The 17,147-nt window shown below is 64.5% G+C and carries 17 protein-coding genes; 10 read left to right on the plus strand and 7 right to left on the minus strand.

The window, feature by feature from the left end; all coding sequences use genetic code 11:
* The first annotated feature begins 197 nt into the window (after positions 1 to 197).
* From urtA to ACJA3S_RS22985, 6 genes are all read left to right on the plus strand, one after another.
* Positions 198 to 1,463 (plus strand): urea ABC transporter substrate-binding protein, encoded by a 1,266-nt coding sequence (gene urtA, locus ACJA3S_RS22960; RefSeq protein ID WP_079229882.1) that lies wholly within the window; start codon positions 198 to 200, stop codon positions 1,461 to 1,463.
* A gap of 121 nt (positions 1,464 to 1,584) precedes the next feature.
* On the plus strand, positions 1,585 to 3,072 hold the full coding sequence (urtB, locus tag ACJA3S_RS22965) for an urea ABC transporter permease subunit UrtB (RefSeq protein ID WP_406820107.1): 1,488 nt from the start codon (positions 1,585 to 1,587) through the stop codon (positions 3,070 to 3,072).
* Complete coding sequence (gene urtC, locus ACJA3S_RS22970) at positions 3,072 to 4,151, plus strand: urea ABC transporter permease subunit UrtC (protein WP_170032951.1); 1,080 nt, start codon at positions 3,072 to 3,074, stop codon at positions 4,149 to 4,151. The genes urtB and urtC overlap by 1 nt, the downstream gene beginning before the upstream one ends.
* Positions 4,148 to 5,005, plus strand: a complete 858-nt coding sequence (gene urtD, locus ACJA3S_RS22975) for an urea ABC transporter ATP-binding protein UrtD (RefSeq protein ID WP_406820108.1) — start codon at positions 4,148 to 4,150, stop codon at positions 5,003 to 5,005. The genes urtC and urtD overlap by 4 nt, the downstream gene beginning before the upstream one ends.
* Positions 5,006 to 5,151: 146 nt before the next feature.
* Positions 5,152 to 5,850: an urea ABC transporter ATP-binding subunit UrtE gene (gene urtE / locus ACJA3S_RS22980; RefSeq protein ID WP_406820109.1), complete on the plus strand. Its 699-nt coding sequence runs from the start codon at positions 5,152 to 5,154 to the stop codon at positions 5,848 to 5,850.
* A gap of 31 nt (positions 5,851 to 5,881) precedes the next feature.
* On the plus strand, positions 5,882 to 6,397 hold the full coding sequence (locus tag ACJA3S_RS22985) for an N-acetyltransferase family protein (RefSeq protein WP_406820110.1): 516 nt from the start codon (positions 5,882 to 5,884) through the stop codon (positions 6,395 to 6,397).
* Positions 6,398 to 6,560: 163 nt separating this feature from the next.
* Here the strand turns inward: ACJA3S_RS22985 and ACJA3S_RS22990 are convergent, their stop codons facing one another.
* Complete coding sequence (locus ACJA3S_RS22990) at positions 6,561 to 6,866, minus strand: chaperone modulator CbpM (protein ID WP_170032959.1); 306 nt, start codon at positions 6,864 to 6,866, stop codon at positions 6,561 to 6,563.
* Between the two features lie 2 nt (positions 6,867 to 6,868).
* Positions 6,869 to 7,822 carry a curved DNA-binding protein gene (cbpA, locus tag ACJA3S_RS22995; RefSeq protein ID WP_170032961.1) on the minus strand — a complete coding sequence of 318 codons (954 nt, stop codon included), beginning with the start codon at positions 7,820 to 7,822 and terminating at the stop codon, positions 6,869 to 6,871.
* Positions 7,823 to 7,986: 164 nt separating this feature from the next.
* Between cbpA and ACJA3S_RS23000 the strand changes: the two genes are divergently transcribed.
* Complete coding sequence (locus ACJA3S_RS23000; protein WP_170032963.1) at positions 7,987 to 9,258, plus strand: Hsp70 family protein; 1,272 nt, start codon at positions 7,987 to 7,989, stop codon at positions 9,256 to 9,258.
* Positions 9,259 to 9,393: 135 nt separating this feature from the next.
* Here ACJA3S_RS23000 and ACJA3S_RS23005 read toward each other — a convergent pair whose 3' ends face one another.
* The 3 genes from ACJA3S_RS23005 to ACJA3S_RS23015 all read right to left on the minus strand — a co-directional run bounded on the left by ACJA3S_RS23005 (position 9,394) and on the right by ACJA3S_RS23015 (position 11,612).
* Entirely contained in the window at positions 9,394 to 10,401 is a 1,008-nt protein-coding gene (locus tag ACJA3S_RS23005; protein WP_406820111.1) for an AI-2E family transporter, read from the minus strand.
* A gap of 71 nt (positions 10,402 to 10,472) precedes the next feature.
* Positions 10,473 to 10,760, minus strand: a complete 288-nt coding sequence (locus ACJA3S_RS23010; protein ID WP_170032967.1) for a PsiF family protein — start codon at positions 10,758 to 10,760, stop codon at positions 10,473 to 10,475.
* Between the two features lie 63 nt (positions 10,761 to 10,823).
* Positions 10,824 to 11,612, minus strand: coding sequence for an AraC family transcriptional regulator (locus tag ACJA3S_RS23015; protein WP_406820112.1), 789 nt, complete (start codon positions 11,610 to 11,612; stop codon positions 10,824 to 10,826).
* Between the two features lie 207 nt (positions 11,613 to 11,819).
* Between ACJA3S_RS23015 and ACJA3S_RS23020 the strand changes: the two genes are divergently transcribed.
* On the plus strand, positions 11,820 to 12,692 hold the full coding sequence (locus tag ACJA3S_RS23020; RefSeq protein ID WP_406820113.1) for a DMT family transporter: 873 nt from the start codon (positions 11,820 to 11,822) through the stop codon (positions 12,690 to 12,692).
* On the opposite strand, the gene ACJA3S_RS23025 is transcribed toward ACJA3S_RS23020, so the two are convergent.
* Positions 12,689 to 13,579, minus strand: coding sequence for an esterase/lipase family protein (locus tag ACJA3S_RS23025; RefSeq protein WP_406820114.1), 891 nt, complete (start codon positions 13,577 to 13,579; stop codon positions 12,689 to 12,691). The two genes, ACJA3S_RS23020 and ACJA3S_RS23025, sit on opposite strands and share 4 nt — an antisense overlap.
* Before the next feature lie 121 nt (positions 13,580 to 13,700).
* Between ACJA3S_RS23025 and osmE the strand changes: the two genes are divergently transcribed.
* Both osmE and ACJA3S_RS23035 read left to right on the plus strand, forming a co-directional pair.
* Positions 13,701 to 14,042: an osmotically-inducible lipoprotein OsmE gene (gene osmE / locus ACJA3S_RS23030; RefSeq protein ID WP_170032974.1), complete on the plus strand. Its 342-nt coding sequence runs from the start codon at positions 13,701 to 13,703 to the stop codon at positions 14,040 to 14,042.
* 47 nt (positions 14,043 to 14,089) lie between these two features.
* Positions 14,090 to 14,620, plus strand: coding sequence for a bacterioferritin (locus ACJA3S_RS23035; RefSeq protein ID WP_406822294.1), 531 nt, complete (start codon positions 14,090 to 14,092; stop codon positions 14,618 to 14,620).
* A 300-nt stretch (positions 14,621 to 14,920) separates the two neighbouring features.
* Here ACJA3S_RS23035 and ACJA3S_RS23040 read toward each other — a convergent pair whose 3' ends face one another.
* A complete protein-coding gene (locus tag ACJA3S_RS23040) occupies positions 14,921 to 16,987 on the minus strand; it encodes an AsmA family protein (protein ID WP_406820115.1) in 2,067 nt (688 codons plus the stop codon).
* Positions 16,988 to 17,147: the final 160 nt, after the last annotated feature.

The following is a 17,147-nucleotide window of genomic DNA, read 5'->3' on the forward strand; positions in this document are numbered from 1 at the left end:
GCCTTGTGTCGCGATGGGCCGCACAGCGGCCCCAATCCTGTGCACACAGATCCCCCAGGCACCAACCTGGATCCAACCCACGCCCCAACACCTCGCACAACCCCTCTAATACGGGCCTCGAGCCACCAGGCACACCCCTTGCAACACCCCTCTCCGCTTGCCCAACACCCTAAAAAAAAACTCAGCGGAGAGAGCACATGAAGCGTCGCAGTCTGATCAAGGCCTTTACCCTCAGCGCATCGATCGCGGCGATGGGCCTGAGCTGGAGTATCCAGGCCGCCGAGACCATCAAGGTCGGCATCCTGCATTCGCTGTCCGGGACCATGGCGATTTCCGAGACCTCGCTCAAGGACATGGCGCTGATGACCATCGACGAGATCAACGCCAAGGGCGGCGTGAATGGCAAGCTGCTCGAACCGGTGGTGGTCGACCCGGCCTCCAACTGGCCGTTGTTCGCTGAAAAGAGCCGCCAGCTGCTGACCCAGGACAAGGTCGCGGTGGTGTTCGGCTGCTGGACATCGGTGTCGCGCAAATCCGTGCTGCCGGTGTTCGAAGAGCTCAACGGCCTGCTGTTCTACCCGGTGCAGTACGAGGGCGAAGAAATGTCGCCGAACGTGTTCTATACCGGCGCTGCGCCCAACCAGCAGGCCATCCCGGCCGTCGAGTACCTGATGAGCGAAGACGGCGGCAGCGCCAAGCGCTTCTTCCTGCTGGGCACCGACTACGTCTACCCGCGTACCACCAACAAGATCCTGCGCGCCTTCCTGCACAGCAAGGGCGTGGCCGACAAGGACATCGAAGAGGTCTACACCCCGTTCGGCCATGCCGATTACCAGACCATCGTCGCCAACATCAAGAAGTTCTCCGCCGGCGGCAAGACCGCGGTCATCTCCACCGTCAACGGCGACTCCAACGTGCCGTTCTACAAGGAACTGGCCAACCAGGGCCTGAAGGCTACCGACGTGCCGGTGGTGGCGTTTTCGGTGGGCGAAGAAGAGCTGCGCGGCATCGACACCAAGCCGCTGGTGGGGCACCTGGCAGCGTGGAACTACTTCGAGTCGGTGGATAACCCGGTCAACCAGAAGTTCGTCGCCGACTGGAAGGCCTACGCCAAGGCCAAGGGCCTGCCGGGTGCCGACAAGGCGGTGACCAACGACCCGATGGAGGCCACCTATGTGGGCATCCACATGTGGGCCCAGGCCGCCGAGAAGGCCAAGTCCACCGACGTCGACAAGGTGCGCGAGGCACTGGCCGGGCAGACCTTCAAGGCACCGTCGGGCTTCACCCTGACCATGGACAAGACCAACCACCACCTGCACAAGCCGGTGATGATCGGCGAGATCCAGGATGACGGGCAGTTCAGTGTGGTATGGGAAACCGAGCAGCCGCTGCGGGCGCAGCCTTGGAGCCCGTTCATTCCGGGGAATGACAAGCGGCCTGACTATGCAGTGAAAGGTAACTGAGTGCATTGGGGCTGCTTTGCAGCCTATTCGCGGGCGCGCCCGCTCCCACAGGGCCTCTGCCGTACCTGTGGGAGCGGGCATGCCCGCGAAGAATCCAACCCCGATTTCCAGGATTGCCCGCATGCTCAGACTGCTGCTCACCCTGCTCCTGCTACTACCCCTGGCCACCCAGGCCAACGAGGGCGAATTCTTCCTCAGCGCCAAGCCCGCCGAGCAGGCCCAACTGCTCGAAGGCTGGGCGGCACAACCCGATGCCGCACGCCTGCCGCTGCTGGACAACCTGCGCCAGGGCCACATCGGTGCTGACGACACCCGTAAGGTGCGCCTGAACAACCGCCTGCGCGGCCTGATCGACAACGCCCTGGCCAGCCATCAGTTGCTTAGCGATGACAGCGCCACGCGCCTGGCCGCCGCCCAACAGCTGCAAAAGAGCGCGCAGCCGGCACAAATGGCATTCCTCGACCGACGCTTCGCCACTGAGCCAGACGCCGCCGTGCACGCCGCCCTCGGCCTGGCGCTGGCCAACCTGCAACTCGGCGCCAGCGAGCCGGCCGTACGCCTGGCTGCCGTGCGCCTGCTCGGCGAAACCGGTGACCCATTGGCGCGCACCCGCCTCGAAGCCCTGCTGCAACCGGGCGCGGAAGCCGACCCGGGCGTACGCACCGCAGCCGAAACCAGCCTGGCCCAGGTGCAGCGCAAGCTGTTGGTCGGCGAACTGCTCGGCCAGGCATTCAGCGGCCTGTCGCTGGGTTCGATCCTGCTGTTGGCGGCCCTGGGCCTGGCGATCACCTTCGGCCTGCTCGGGGTGATCAACATGGCCCACGGCGAAATGCTCATGCTCGGTGCCTACAGCACCTACATGGTCCAGGTGCTGCTGCAGCGCTACGCCCCCGGCGCCATCGAGTTCTACCCGCTGCTCGCCCTGCCGGTGGCCTTCGCCGTCAGCGCCGGGGTCGGCATGGCCCTGGAGCGCACGGTGATCCGCCATCTCTATGGCCGCCCCCTGGAAACCCTGCTGGCGACCTGGGGCATCAGCCTGATCCTGATCCAGGCCATCCGCCTGCTGTTCGGCGCGCAGAACGTCGAAGTCAGCAACCCGGCGTGGCTGTCCGGTGGCATCCAGCTGCTGCCCAACCTGGTGCTGCCGTACAACCGCCTGGTGATCATCGGCTTCGCCCTCGCCGTGGTGCTGCTCACTTGGCTGCTGCTCAACCGCACGCGGTTGGGCCTGAACGTGCGTGCGGTTACCCAGAACCGCAACATGGCAGCCTGCTGCGGCGTTTCCACCGGGCGCGTCGACATGCTCGCCTTCGGCCTCGGCTCGGGCATCGCCGGGCTGGGCGGCGTGGCCCTGAGCCAGGTCGGCAACGTCGGCCCCGACCTCGGCCAGAGCTACATCATCGACTCGTTCCTGGTGGTGGTGCTCGGCGGTGTCGGCCAGCTGGCCGGCAGCCTGTGGGCAGCCTTCGGCCTAGGGATAGCCAACAAGCTGCTGGAACCGCAGATCGGTGCGGTACTGGGCAAGATCCTCATCCTTGCGTTGATCATTCTGTTCATCCAGAAGCGCCCGCAAGGCCTGTTCGCCCTCAAGGGACGGGTAATCGACTGATGAACCAGCCACTGCTTGTCACTGCTACGCAAAAGGCCGGGCCGCGCCTGTCGCTGGCCATCGGCGCCGTCGTCGTCCTGCTGCTGGTAACCCTGCCGCTGCTGTCGCTGTTGCCGGCGGAGCATGCCCTGCAGGTGTCGGCCTACACCCTGACCCTGGTCGGCAAGATCCTCTGCTACGCCATCGTGGCCCTGGCGCTGGACCTGGTCTGGGGCTATGCCGGGTTGCTGTCGCTGGGCCACGGCCTGTTCTTCGCCCTCGGTGGCTACGCCATGGGCATGTACCTGATGCGCCAGGCCGCCGGTGACGGCCTGCCGGGGTTCATGACCTTTCTGTCGTGGAGCGAACTGCCCTGGTACTGGGCCGGCACCCAGCACTTCGCCTGGGCCCTGTGCCTGGTCGTGCTGGCACCCGGGCTGCTGGCGCTGGTATTCGGCTGGTTCGCCTTCCGCTCTCGCATCAAGGGCGTGTACTTCTCGATCATGACCCAGGCCCTGACCTTCGCTGGCATGCTGCTGTTCTTCCGCAACGAGACCGGCTTTGGCGGCAACAACGGCTTCACCAGCTTTCGCACCATCCTCGGTTTCGACATCGCCGCCCAGGGTACCCGTGCCGTGCTGTTCCTGTGCACCGTCGGCCTGCTGCTGGCCAGCCTGTACCTGTGCTGGGGCCTGACCCGCAGCAAGTTCGGCCGCCTGCTCACCGCCGTACGCGACGCGGAAAACCGCCTGATGTTCTGCGGCTACGACCCGCGCGGTTTCAAGCTGCTGGTGTGGGTGCTCAGTGCCGTGTTGTGCGGCCTGGCCGGCGCGCTGTACGTGCCGCAGGTGGGCATCATCAACCCTGGCGAAATGTCGCCGACCAATTCCATCGAAGCCGCCGTGTGGGTGGCCCTGGGCGGGCGCGGCACGCTGCTCGGCCCGCTGCTCGGCGCCGGCCTGGTCAATGGCATGAAAAGCTGGTTCACCGTGGCCTTCCCGGAGTTCTGGCTGTTCTTCCTCGGCGCGCTGTTCATCCTGGTCACCCTGTACCTGCCCAAAGGTGTGGTGGGCCTGCTGAAGAAAAGGAGCCAGCCATGAGAGGCGTGCCCCCGGTCCACCCGGAATTCATGCTCGAACCGGTGTTCGACACCCTCGGCAGCGGCCGCGATGCGATCGGCCTGGGCCAGAGCCGCAAGGCTGGCCTGGACACCCGCCATGGCACGGTGCTCAGCCTTGAAGACATCAGCGTCAGCTTCGACGGCTTCAAGGCCCTCAACGCGCTGAACCTGTACATCGGTGTCGGCGAACTGCGCTGCATCATCGGCCCCAACGGCGCCGGCAAGACCACGATGATGGACGTGATCACCGGCAAGACCCGGCCCGACACCGGCAGCGCCTTCTTCGGCGACACCCTCGACCTGACCCGCATGAGCGAATACCAGATCGCCCAGGCCGGGATCGGGCGCAAGTTCCAGAAGCCCACGGTGTTCGAAGCACTGAGCGTGTTCGAGAACCTGGAGCTGGCGTTGAAGGCCGACAAGTCGGTGTGGGCCAGCCTGGCCGCGCGCCTGAACGGCGAACAGCGCCAGCGCATCGACGAGGTGCTGACCACCTTGCGCCTGCTGCCGCTGGCCCAACGCCAGGCGGGCCTGCTGTCGCACGGGCAGAAGCAGTTCCTGGAGATCGGCATGCTGCTGGTGCAGGAGCCGCAACTGCTGTTGCTGGACGAGCCGGTAGCCGGCATGACCGATGCCGAGACCGAGTTCACCGCCGAGCTGTTCAAGGGCCTGGCCGGCAAGCACTCGCTGATGGTGGTGGAGCATGACATGGGCTTTGTCGGCAGCATTGCCGACCATGTGACCGTGCTGCACCAGGGCAGTGTGCTGGCGGAAGGGTCGCTGGCGCAGGTGCAGGCGGATGAGCGGGTGGTCGAGGTGTATCTGGGCCGCTAGCCATGGAAACCTGTGCCGGCCTCTTCGCGGGCTTGCCCGCTCCCACAGGTTTTGCACCAGCTTCCAGAGCTGTGCAGCAGCTGTGGGAGCGGGCGAGCCCGCGAAAGGGCCGGCACAGGCACAGCAACAATTTCAGGAATACACACATGCTCAAGATCGACACCCTGCACCAGTACTACGGCGGCAGCCACATCCTGCGCGGCCTGTCCTTCGAAGCCAGGGTCGGCGAAGTCACCTGCCTGCTGGGCCGCAACGGGGTGGGCAAGACCACCCTGCTGCGTTGCCTGATGGGCCTGGTACCCGTGCGCGACGGCAGCATCGAATGGGAAGGCAAGCCGATCACCGCACTCAAACCCCAGCAACGGGTCCATGCCGGCATCGCCTATGTACCCCAGGGCCGCGAAATCTTCCCGCGCCTGAGCGTCGAGGAAAACCTGCTGATGGGCCTGTCGCGCTTCCCCGCCCGCGAAGCCCGTGAAGTGCCGGCGTTCATCTACGAGTTGTTTCCGGTACTCGAGCAGATGAAGCAACGCCGTGGCGGCGACCTGTCCGGCGGCCAGCAACAACAGCTGGCCATTGGCCGCGCCCTGGCCAGCCGCCCGCGCCTGCTGATCCTCGACGAGCCGACCGAAGGCATCCAGCCCTCGGTGATCAAGGAAATCGGCGCGGTCATCCGCCGCCTGGCCGAGCGTGGCGACATGGCCATCCTGCTGGTGGAGCAATTCTATGACTTCGCCGAGGCGCTGGCCGACCAGTACCTGGTGATGGCCCGTGGCGAGATCATCCAGCGTGGCCGTGGCGAAAACATGCAGGCGGAAGGTGTGCGCGGGCTGGTAACCATTTAACCTGCGCCCAACGAACCTGCGAGACATTGTCATGACTCACCACATCCGCGACGCCTTGCCCACCGACGTGGCGGGCATCCTCGACATCTACAACGACGCGGTGCGCAACACCACGGCGATCTGGAACGAAACCCCGGTGGACCTGGGCAACCGCCAGGCCTGGTTCGAATCACGGGCGCAGCAGGGCTACCCGATCCTGGTGGCGGTGGATGACAGCGGCGTGCTCGGCTATGCCTCGTTTGGCGACTGGCGGCCGTTCGAGGGCTTTCGCCATACCGTGGAACACTCGGTGTATATCCGTGGCGACCAGCGTGGCAAAGGCCTGGGGCCGCAGCTGATGGCGGCACTGATCGAGCGAGCGCGTGATTGCGGCAAGCATGTGATGGTGGCGGCCATCGAAAGCGGTAATGCCGCGTCGGTGCGCCTGCATCAGCGCCTGGGCTTCGTGGTGACCGGGCAAATGCCCCAGGTGGGGGTGAAGTTTGGCCGCTGGCTGGATCTGACCTTCATGCAACTGGTGCTGAACCCAGGGGCTGAACCCAACTGATACGCCACGGGTGCGACCGCTGTAGGAGCGGCCTTGTGTCGCGATGGGCTGCAAAGCAGCCCCTGATCGTCGCTCTGGATCAAGATTGTCGGGGCTGCGTTGCAGCCCATCGCGACACAAGGCCGCTCCTACAGGGACCATCATCAGCCGTCCCTGCACCAGCTCACATCTGGATGAACCTGCCCAAGCGCTGCCTCAACATGCTGTTCTCGCTGCGCAACTGCCGCACCTCCTGCAACAGCTCCAGCGCCAGGGCCACCCCTTCCCACTCCAGCTCCAGCTCCTCGTGCAGCTTGGCCGCGCGCTTGGCCAGCAGCGGCGCCTGATCGTCGAACAACCAGTCCTCCGGCGTTCGCCCGGAGGGTTCGACAATGCCGTGCTCGACGATTTCGATCACGCAGTCAGCCGTGAGGTCAGCCTCCTGACACAAGGTACGCATGTCCAGTTGAACGATCAGGGTGCTGCTCATGGTCACTTACTCCATTGTGTCCTCGGGTTGAACGCCGCCTTCTCGGAAAGCTGGGTCCACAGTTCACGGGTAGTGGCATCGGAGGTGGTGGGCATCACCACCTTCAGCTGTGCATACAAGTCGCCGCGCTCGCCCTTCTTGTTCAACAGGCCCATGCCCTTGACCCGCAGGCGCTGGCCGGTCTGGCTGTCGGGGCGGATGGTCAGGTTGATCTGGCCGGTCAGGGTCGGTACCGCCACCTTGGTGCCCAGGGCAGCCTCCCACGGTGCCAGTGGCACGGTGATGATCAAGTCATGACCTTCGACATCGAACAGCGGGTGCGGTGCCATGCGGATGGTCAGGAACAGGTCGCCGTTGGCCCCGCCTGCGCTGCCCGGCGCGCCCTGGCCCTTGAGGCGGATACGCTCGCCATCGGTCACCCCGGCCGGGATCTTCACGTTCAGGGTCTTGGTGGTGAAGCCGGTGCGCTGGCCCATCGCATTGGTCTGCGGCACCTGGAAGCTGATCTGCTTGGACTCCTTGTTCAGGGTCTCTTCAAGGAATACCGCCAGTTCAAGCTCCACGTCCTGCCCTCGCCTGCCGGCACTGCGTTGCTGTTGCCGGGCGCCACCAAAGGGGTTGCCACCCCGGGCACCGAATATCGAACTAAAGAAGTCGGAAAAATCACCGCCCTCGAAGCCGCCGCCACCGCCACGGCTTTCCCAGCCGGGTGGCGCCTGGAACGGCCGGCCATGCTGGCCACCGTATTTGCGAATTTCGTCGAACTCGGCACGTTTCTGCGCGTCGCCCAGCACTTCGTAGGCCTCGTTGGCCTCCTTGAATTTTTCCTCGGCGTCGCGCTCCTTGCTGACATCGGGGTGATACTTGCGCGCCAGCTTGCGGTACGCGGCCTTGATCGCCTTCTCGTCCGCCGTGGGCTCTACGCCAAGTATCTTGTAGTAGTCTTTGAAGTCCATCTATGGATCACCAATGTGAATGTGCGTGTTGCCACTGAAGATAGGGCTCAAGCATAGCCTTTCAAGACCGCTTTGGGTTTGCTCCAGGGCAGACGACCGGTCTTGATTCTGTAGCCAACTGGCATACACTGCGCGGCCGTTTTGCCTCCGGAAGCTCATTCCCCATGTCTGACGTATCCCCGGCCCGCGCCCTGGGCATCGACTTTGGCACCTCCAACTCCACGGTTGGCTGGCACCGTCCGGGTGTCGAGTCGCTGATTGCCCTGGAAGACGGCAAGATCACCTTGCCCTCGGTGGTGTTCTTCAACATCGAGGAACGTCGCCCGGTGTATGGCCGCCTGGCGCTGCACGAGTACCTGGAAGGCTACGAAGGGCGCCTGATGCGCTCGCTGAAAAGCCTGCTGGGTTCCAAGCTGATCAAGCACGATACCAGCGTGCTGGGCAGCGCCCTGCCGTTCAAGGACCTGCTGGGCATGTTCATCGGCGAGTTGAAGAAACGCGCCGAGGCCACGGCCGGCCGCGAATTCGACCAGGTAGTGCTGGGCCGCCCGGTGTTCTTCGTCGACGAAGACCCGGCCGCGGACCAGGAGGCCGAGGATACCCTGGCCGAAGTGGCGCGCAAGATCGGCTTCAAGGACGTGTCGTTCCAGTACGAGCCGATTGCCGCGGCCTTCGACTACGAGTCGGGCATCAGCCGCGAAGAGCTGGTACTGATCGTCGATATCGGCGGCGGTACCTCGGACTTCACCCTGATCCGCCTGTCGCCCGAGCGCCACCTGGTCGCCGAACGGCAGAGCGACATCCTCGCCACCGGCGGCGTGCACATCGGCGGTACCGACTTCGACAAGCAACTGAGCCTGCAGGGCGTGATGCCGCTGTTCGGCTACGGCAGCCGCATGAAGAGCGGCGCGCTGATGCCCACCAGCTACCACCTCAACCTGGCCACCTGGCACACCATCAACGCCCTATACTCGCAGAAGTCGCAACTGGCCCTGGGCAGCATGCGCTACGACATCGAGGACACGCTGGGCATCGACCGCCTGTTCAAGCTGATCGAAGAGCGTGCCGGGCACTGGTTGGCGATGGAGGTGGAGGCCAGCAAGATCGAGCTGACCGAGCAGCAGAGCCGGCGCGTCGACCTCGGCCGCATCGAGCGCGAGCTGGGCGTGGACCTGTCCCGTACGTTGTTCGAGGCGGCTATCGAAGGGTTGCTGGAGCGCGTGCGTGGCAGCGTGAGCGAATTGCTGGCCAAGGCGGGTGTCAGCGAGACCCAGGTCGACACGGTGTTCTTCACCGGCGGTTCCAGCGGGATCCCGGCGCTGCGCAACAGCGTGGCGGCGATGCTGCCGAATGCACGGCATGTGGAAGGCAACATCTTTGGCAGCATTGGCAGCGGGCTGGCCATCGAGGCACGCAAGCGCTACGGCGTGGCCTGAGCCAGGCTCTTCAGCCTGTGCCGGCCCATTCGCGGGCTTGCCCGCTCCCACAGGGACCGCACAGTACCCATGACCTGTGCAATACCTGTGGGAGCGGGCAAGCCCGCGAATGGGCCGCTACAGGCTATTGAAGAATCAGACCAGCTCCGCCCGCTTCAGCTCGCTCTTCAGGTAGGCATAGTAGACCGGCCCCGCCACCACCCCCGGCAAGCCGAACGCCGCCTCGAACACCAGCATCGCCAGCAGCAATTCCCACGACTTGGCGCTGATCTGCCCGCCCACGATCCGCGCGTTGAGGAAATACTCGACCTTGTGGATGACGATCAGGTAACCCAGCGCCGCCGCCGCCACCCAGATCGACAGCGACAGGCCGACGATGGTGATCAGGGTGTTCGACATCAGGTTGCCGATCACCGGCAGCAGGCCGAGCAGGAAGGTCAGCACGATCAGCGTCTTGGTCAGCGGCAGGTGCACGTCGAACATTGGCAGCACCACCGCCAGGAAGATGCCGGTGAAGGTGGTGTTGAGCAGCGAGATCTTGATTTGCGCGAAGACGATATTGCGAAACGCCTGCACCAGCAGGCTCAGGCGTTCGAACAGCGCCGCCGCCAGGGGTTTGCGCCGGGAAATGTCAGGGATGCGCTGCAAGGCGACGATGGCACCGAGGATCATGCCGATCAGCAAGGTGACGAACATGTGCGCCATGCCCTTGCCGACCAGTTGCAGGTCGCTCAGGTGGCTCTTGATCCAGTCACCGATGGCCACCTTGAACTCCGCGGCACTGGCCGGCAGGTAGCCTTCGATGAACGGCGGCAGCTGCCCGCGGGCACGCTCCACCAGGGCCATGAACTTGTCCAGCGAGGCACCGGGGTTTTCCGCCTCGTGCAGCAGGAAACTGAAGGCGCCGGCGATGAGCAAGGCCAGGGTGATGACCACCAGTGTGCCAAGCAGCGCAACGGCCAGCCAGCGCGCGCGTTGCCCGGCAATCAGCGGCTGCAGCCGTGGGGTGAGCATGTTGACCAGCTCGAACACCAGCAGACCGGCCAGCAGGCTTGGCAGCAATTTCAGGGGCAACGCCAGCAACAGGCCGGCAAATACGATGATCCAGCTGGCCAGGGTGACCTGGCGGGGGGTGAAGGTCATACAGCCTCAACGGCAGACAACGGGAAAGACCCGCAGTCTGCCAGCGTTACGCTTGCAGGCATAGGCGCAGGTCATTTCTTCTTCAGACAGTCACTCATGAAAGCCTTGCGCTCATCCCCCTTGAGGGCTTTGCTGGTGGCGTCAGCGTTGCAGGTTTTCATCTTCTCCTGCTGGGTTTGTGGCACCTCTTTCTTCAGGCAGGTGCTCATGAAGGCTTTGCGCTCATCGCCTTTCAGGGCCTTGGCGGTGGCGTCGGCGTTGCAGGTTTTCATCTTTTCCTGCTGCGCAGTCGTGGCAGCGAAGCCTTGGGCGCTGAACAACACCGCCAACACCAGTAAAGGGATCTGCAGCACTTTCATGGAGTGGTCTCCTTGGCTCCGCGCCCGATGCGCGGGGGTCGAGCTGAGTGTAGCCAAGAATTCTCAACGCTTTGCCCGCGCCTGGCGACGGTATTGCTCGGGTGTGCATCCGGCCTGGCGCTGGAACATGGCGATGAATGCCGACGCGCTGCTGTAGCCAAGGTCGAAGGCGATGGCGTGGATCGGCAAGCCGGCTTCCAGCGCATCAATGGCGCGCAGAAAACGCAGGCGCAGGCGCCATTCGCCGAAACTGATGCCCAGTTCACGCAGGAACTGACGGGCCAGGGTACGTTCGCTGACATGCACCCGCGCAGCCCAGTCAGCCAGCGGGCGGTTGTCGCCGGGCTCGGCGGCAAGGGCATCGAGCACCTGGCGCAGACCTTCGCTGTGGGCCAACGGCAGGTAGCAGGCCTGGGTCGGCGCCAGCAGCAGTTGGTCGAGCAGCACCTGTACCAGGCGCTGGTCGCGCTCGCCCTCGGCGACCCGCAGGTCGCGCCGGGCGAAGTCGGCGAGGATGGCCTTGAGGATATCGCTGATCATCAGGCTGCACGGTTGCTGCGGCAAGGCGGCACACAGGCTGCGGTCCAGGTAGATCGAACGGTACACGATGGCGTGCGGGTTGTAGCAGCCATGCTCGGTATCGGGCGGCACCCACACCGCATACTGCGGCGGCGACAGGAAGCGTTGCCCGGCGACATCCAACTGCATCACGCCGTGGGCGGTGTAGTTGAGCTGGCCCCAGGTGTGGCGATGCAAGGCACTGTGGGTATCGGCACCGAATTCGTCGTGGCGGAAGTACACCGGCGCCGGCAGTTGGGTGAATTGGGGGATGTCGAGGTATTTGCGCGGCATGCTGACTGTTTCGCGGGGCGGGTTGTCTGGCTGGAAGTATAGGCTTGTAGACAGACAGTTGATAATGGGCGGCATCGGGGCCTGCTGCGCAGGCCATCGCGACACAAGGCCGCTCCTGCACGGCATAGGCGATCTCCTATCGTAGCGGCCTTGTCTGGCGATGGCCGGCAAAACAGCCCAATCTGCCCGCAACGAGTATCTCGCGCCATGAACTACCTCTTTCCGCTCACCGCCATCCTGATCTGGGCCGGCAACACCGTGGTCACCAAGATGTCCGCCGGCGCCATCCACCCCGCCGAGATCGGCTTCTACCGCTGGCTGCTGGCCGCCCTGCTGTTCACCCCGGTCCTGCTGCCTGCCGTATGGCGCAACCGCACGGCCATCCGCCCGCACCTGGCCAAGGTGGCCGTGCTGGGCGTGCTCGGCATGGCGCTGTACCAGAGCCTGGCGTACTTCGCTGCCGGCATCACCAGCGCCACCAACATGGGCATCATCCTTTCGCTGATGCCGCTGATGTCGCTGGCGCTGTCGATCGCCTGGCTGGGCCAGCGCCTCAGCTACGGCGCCTTGCTGGGTGCCGTGGTGTCATTCTTTGGTGTGGTTGAAGTGGTCAGCGCCGGTGCCCCCGCCAGCCTGCTGCGGCAGGGCCTGAACAGCGGCGACCTGCTGATGCTGGTAGCCACCCTGGCCTACGCGCTGTACAGCTTCCTGCTGAAGAAGTGGCAACTGCGCCTGCCACCGATGCAGTTGCTGTACCTGCAGGTGCTGGTGGCGATCGTGGTACTGCTGCCGCTGTTCCTGCTGTCGGAAAAGACCGGCCTGGACGGCCACAACATCGGCCTGGTGCTGTACGCCTGCGTGCTGGCCTCGATGATTGCACCGTTGCTGTGGATGCAGGCCGTGCACCGCCTGGGGCCAAGCCGCACCACCTTGTTCTTCAACCTGCTGCCCCTGGTCACCGCAGTGATCGCCGCCGTGGCACTCGGCGAGCAACTGGCCCGCTATCACCTGGTCGGTGGTCTGCTGACCCTGGCCGGCGTGCTGCTGGCCGAGCGCTGGACCACGCCGATCCGCCGCTAGAGCCCGGCCGCCTTGAGCCGGGCGGCATGCTCGGTGAATAGCCGCACCGGCTCGGCCCCCTTGCCGATGGCGCCCAGGGACTGGTTGACGATGTCCAGGTGGTCGAGCGGGTAATCGTCGCCGATCACCTGACCGAGGTGCGAGCTGAAGCGCCCGACCATGCCATCGCTCTGGCCCTTTTCCTTGACGAAACTGCGCGCGAACAGCCGGCAGAAGTAGTTGCTGCCATCGAAACGGTTGCGCCCCCGGTCGGTCAGGCCGGGCTGCAAGGTACCGGACCAGGAGTAATAGCGCACGCCATCGACCTGATAGGCCCCTTCCCCACCCCAGCTATCTGGCAGCCCCTGTGGATAGGCCTGGTTAAAGCGTGCCACCCCGCTGCTGGTCAGTGCCTGGTGCGAGGCGTGCACATCCACCGGCAGCGGGTCGCGGCGCCAGCCGGTTTCCAGCCACACCAGCAGCACGGCAACAATGTGCAGCAAGGCCTTGAGCATGCGCCCCTGGGGCGAATCGCCAGGTGCTTTGCGTTCCAGGTAGTCGGCCAGTTCCGAACCCTGGTTGGGCCCGGCCACCGAGGTGACCGACGCCACCCGCTCGGGCCGCCTGGCAGCCGCGTAGCGTGCGTCCAGGGCACCTTGGCTGTGGCCGATGAGGTTGACCTTTTCGACATTGTTGCGCTGGCAGATGTCTTCGATGATCGCCAGCAGCTGCTCGCCGCGCACCTCGCTGCAATGCAGCGGCGAAACCTGCACCGGGAACACCTGCGCCCCGCCCTTGCGCAGTGCCGGCACAATGCCGAACCAGTAGGGATAGAGCAGCACCCGTACAAACCCAAGCATGCCCGGCACCAGCACCAACGGGTATCGCGTGGTCAATTGCTGTGGCATGGCCAGCCCCTTTGCATGGACGACCGGCCAACCCTACAGCGCTGCTGATGAACAGCGCAATCGAACTCTGGGCGCCCGCTGCGGTTCCAAAGCCAACAGACCCTTTGCAAGGAGCGGGACCATGTACAAGCAGACCCTGGCAATCCTCCTGGCTAGCGCCACCCTCGCCGCCTGTGGCAGCCGCCCGGAAAACCCCGTGGATTACGTCACCTACCGCGACGAACCGCTGGTCAAGCAAGTGGAAAACGGCATGACCATGCAGAAGGTCATCGCTATCGGCGGTAGCCCATCCAACGTGACCGACCTGCCGCACGGTGGTACCTGCAACGACTACATCCTCAACCGCGACGGCCACCAGCAGCCCTACTACGTGCGCTTCGACGCCACTGGCCATGTCGATGCCAAAGGCTTCAAGACCTGCAAGCAACGCCAGGAAGACAGCGACGCCGCCCACGGCGCATGACACCCACAGGACACGCCATGACCACCTTGATGCTTTCGGAGATGAACATGACCGCGATTGAACTGACCGATGTGCAAACCCTGCGCCAGCGTGCCCGCCAGCACGTCGAGAACGGCGCCGTGACCGAGGGCTACCACGCCGACCGTGAGCGCATCATCCGCCTGCTCAACGAAGCCCTGGCGACCGAACTGGTGTGCACGCTGCGCTACAAGCGCCACTACTTCATGGCTTCGGGGGTGAAAGCCAGCATAGCGGCCGAAGAATTCCTGGAGCATGCCAACCAGGAAGCCGAACATGCCGACAGGCTCGCCGAGCGTATCGTGCAGCTGGGCGGCGAACCAGACTTCAACCCGGACAACCTCAGCAAGAACTCGCACGCCCAGTACGTGGCGGGTGCCACGCTGAAGGAGATGGTGTTGGAGGACCTGGTGGCAGAGCGCATCGCCATCGACAGCTACCGCGAGATCATCCAGTACATTGGTGACAAGGACCCGACCACGCGGCGGATCTTCGAGGACATCCTGGCCCAGGAAGAAGAACACGCGGACGATATGTCCGATCTGCTGCAAGGGCTGTAATTGCCAGGGGCTGCCCGGCAGCCCAGCGCCCGCGTCAACTGTAGGAGCGGATTTATCCGCGAAGCAGGCGGCGCGGTGGGGGGGCACCGGCTGTGCCGGTGATCGCGGCTGAAGCCGCTCCTACTGGTACGGCGTAAACTGTAGGAGCGGATTTATCCGCGAAGCAGGCGGCGCGGTGGATGGCACCGGCTGTGCCGGTGCTCGCGGCTGAAGCCGCTCCTACAGGTGTCGCGTCAATTCGAAGCCGGCGCGGTACCTGTGGGAGTTGGCTCGCCGGCGATGGGCCGCAACGCGGCCCCCTCATTGCTTGCCTTTCACCGCAGCTGGCGCCTTGCCCGCCTTCATCTGCTGCAACAGTGGCGTGCATTGGTTCGGGTCATCCCCGCTGCTGGGCGCAACCAGCGCCAGCAAGCCCGCCGCCGGCCCGGCCACCACCCCCAGCGCCACCATCCCTGCCCCGCGCAATGCCAGCGGCACCGCCTGCACACCGGCACTGGGCTTGGCGAACGGCCCGCGCACGTACAGCGGCGAGCGCAGCGAGAACAGCCGCAACCCTTTCGATTCCGGGGTGATCTTCAGGTCCAGCTGCTCGCTGGCAAAATTGGCCGTGCCGTTGATGTAGATGATCGCGTTCTCGGTATCGAAGATGAACAGGCGCGTGGTCGCCAAGCCATCCTTGATGCCGACATCGGCTGCTGCGCAATTGATCTTCACGTCTTCATCGCCGAACAGCTTGCCGACCACGTAGTTGCCCACGTTCAACCCGGCAATCTCCATCAGGCTGCGGCTGATAGCGCCATCGTTGACCAGCATGCGCAGGTCGCCATTGGCCGTACCCAGCAACGCAGCGACCGAGTTACCCCGGCCTGTGATGTCGGCATCGCCATTCAACTCGCCAAAGCTGGTCTGCATTGGCGCAAAACCAGGGAACAGCTGCTTGAGCTTGAAGCCCCTTGCGGTCAACCGGGCACGCCCCTGCAACGGCACATTGCGGCCATCCAGGCGGATCTGCGAGGCCAGGTTGCCACCGGCCACGCCAAAACGCAGGGGCTCCAGGCGCAGCAGGCCATCTTCCAGGATCACGTGGGCCGACAGGTCGTTGAAAGGCAATTGCGCGCTGTGCACGATGCGCTTGCCGGCAAAGGTGACGTCGGCATCCATGGCACGCCAGCGCTCGGTGCGGAACTCCTCCACCGGCAGAACCTTGCCTTGCGGCTGCTTGCTGGCGCCACCACGGGTTTTCTGTTCGGCATTGGAGTCGGCGCCGATCAGTGGCGCCAGGTCCTTGAACAGCAACTGGTTGGACACCAGGTTGCCCGACAGCCTGGGCCGTGGCTGGCTGGCAACGAAGGCCAGGTCACCATGGATGTCGCTGTCACCGATCTGGCCGTTGAAGCCCTGATAGTTGAAGCTCGCCCCTTGCGCCGCGTGCAGGTTGGCGCTGAGGTGGCCGTCGGTGGAATAAGCCGGGGTGTCGGGCAGGGTCACACCGGTCAGCGGGTAGAGGTTGCCCAGGCTGGCCCCGGACAGGCGCAGGCGCAGGTCGAGGGCGCCCAGGTTGCGCGGGTCGGTCAGGGTACCAGCGAGCACCACATGGGTGTCGGCGATACGCACATCGGCCTGCAGCGGGAACGGCTGGCTGGCATCCTGCAGGGCCAGCAGGCCGCCGATCTTGCCGGAGCCGGCCACCGGCTGGCCTTTGTAGCGGCCCTGTACCTTGAGGCCGAAGGCGTAATCCTGCGCGGCCCCCACCTTCTCGGCCCTGGCCTTGCCGACGATGTCACTGAACGGTATCGGCTTGCCCAGCGGGTCGATCTGCACCTTCATGCTGGTTTTCAGGGTTTGGTCGTTGAAACTGACATTGCCCTGGTCGAAACCGATGGCACCGATATCCAGCTGCCATTTCGAAGGTTCGGCGTTGTCATCCTTGGGGCCGAAATCGAACGTCCAGTTGGCGCGACCATCGGCCAGGCGGGTCAGGCTGGCAGTGGGTCTGGTCAGGTCGATACGCGGAATCTCGATCTGCCGGAACAGCAGCGGTAGCGGCGCCAGACGGAACGTCACGCGTTCCAGGCCAACCATCTTCTGCTCGTCGAGCCAGGCCGGGTTGCCCAGGCTCAGGTCCTCGGCGATGAAATGCGGCCAAGGTACCCAGGCACGCCAGCCGCCCTCTTCTGCTTCGGTGCGCCACTCGACGGCAAGGTTGCCATTGATCGCGAAGGGCCGCTGCAGGGCTTCTGAGACTTTGTCGTTGAGCAGGGGTTTGACGCGGTTCCAGTCGAAGGTGGCGATGATCACCACCAGGATCGCCAGCAAGGTCAGCAGGCTGGTGAAAGTCCAGACGAGGATTCTGGCGGGACGCGTCATTGCGTGATTCTCCTTGCGGTATGGCACAGAAACAGGCGCAGCGGGGGCATTCAATATCTCGGACTGATGAAAACCCGTGGGGTTTTATGGTTGGCCCATGATAACGAAGTTTTTCCTGGCCATTTGTTCAGCAATTCGTCGCGTCAGGCTGGGTGTGTAA

This window comes from Pseudomonas sp. KnCO4 (genome assembly GCF_045344305.1).
Lineage (GTDB): Bacteria > Pseudomonadota > Gammaproteobacteria > Pseudomonadales > Pseudomonadaceae > Aquipseudomonas > Aquipseudomonas anuradhapurensis.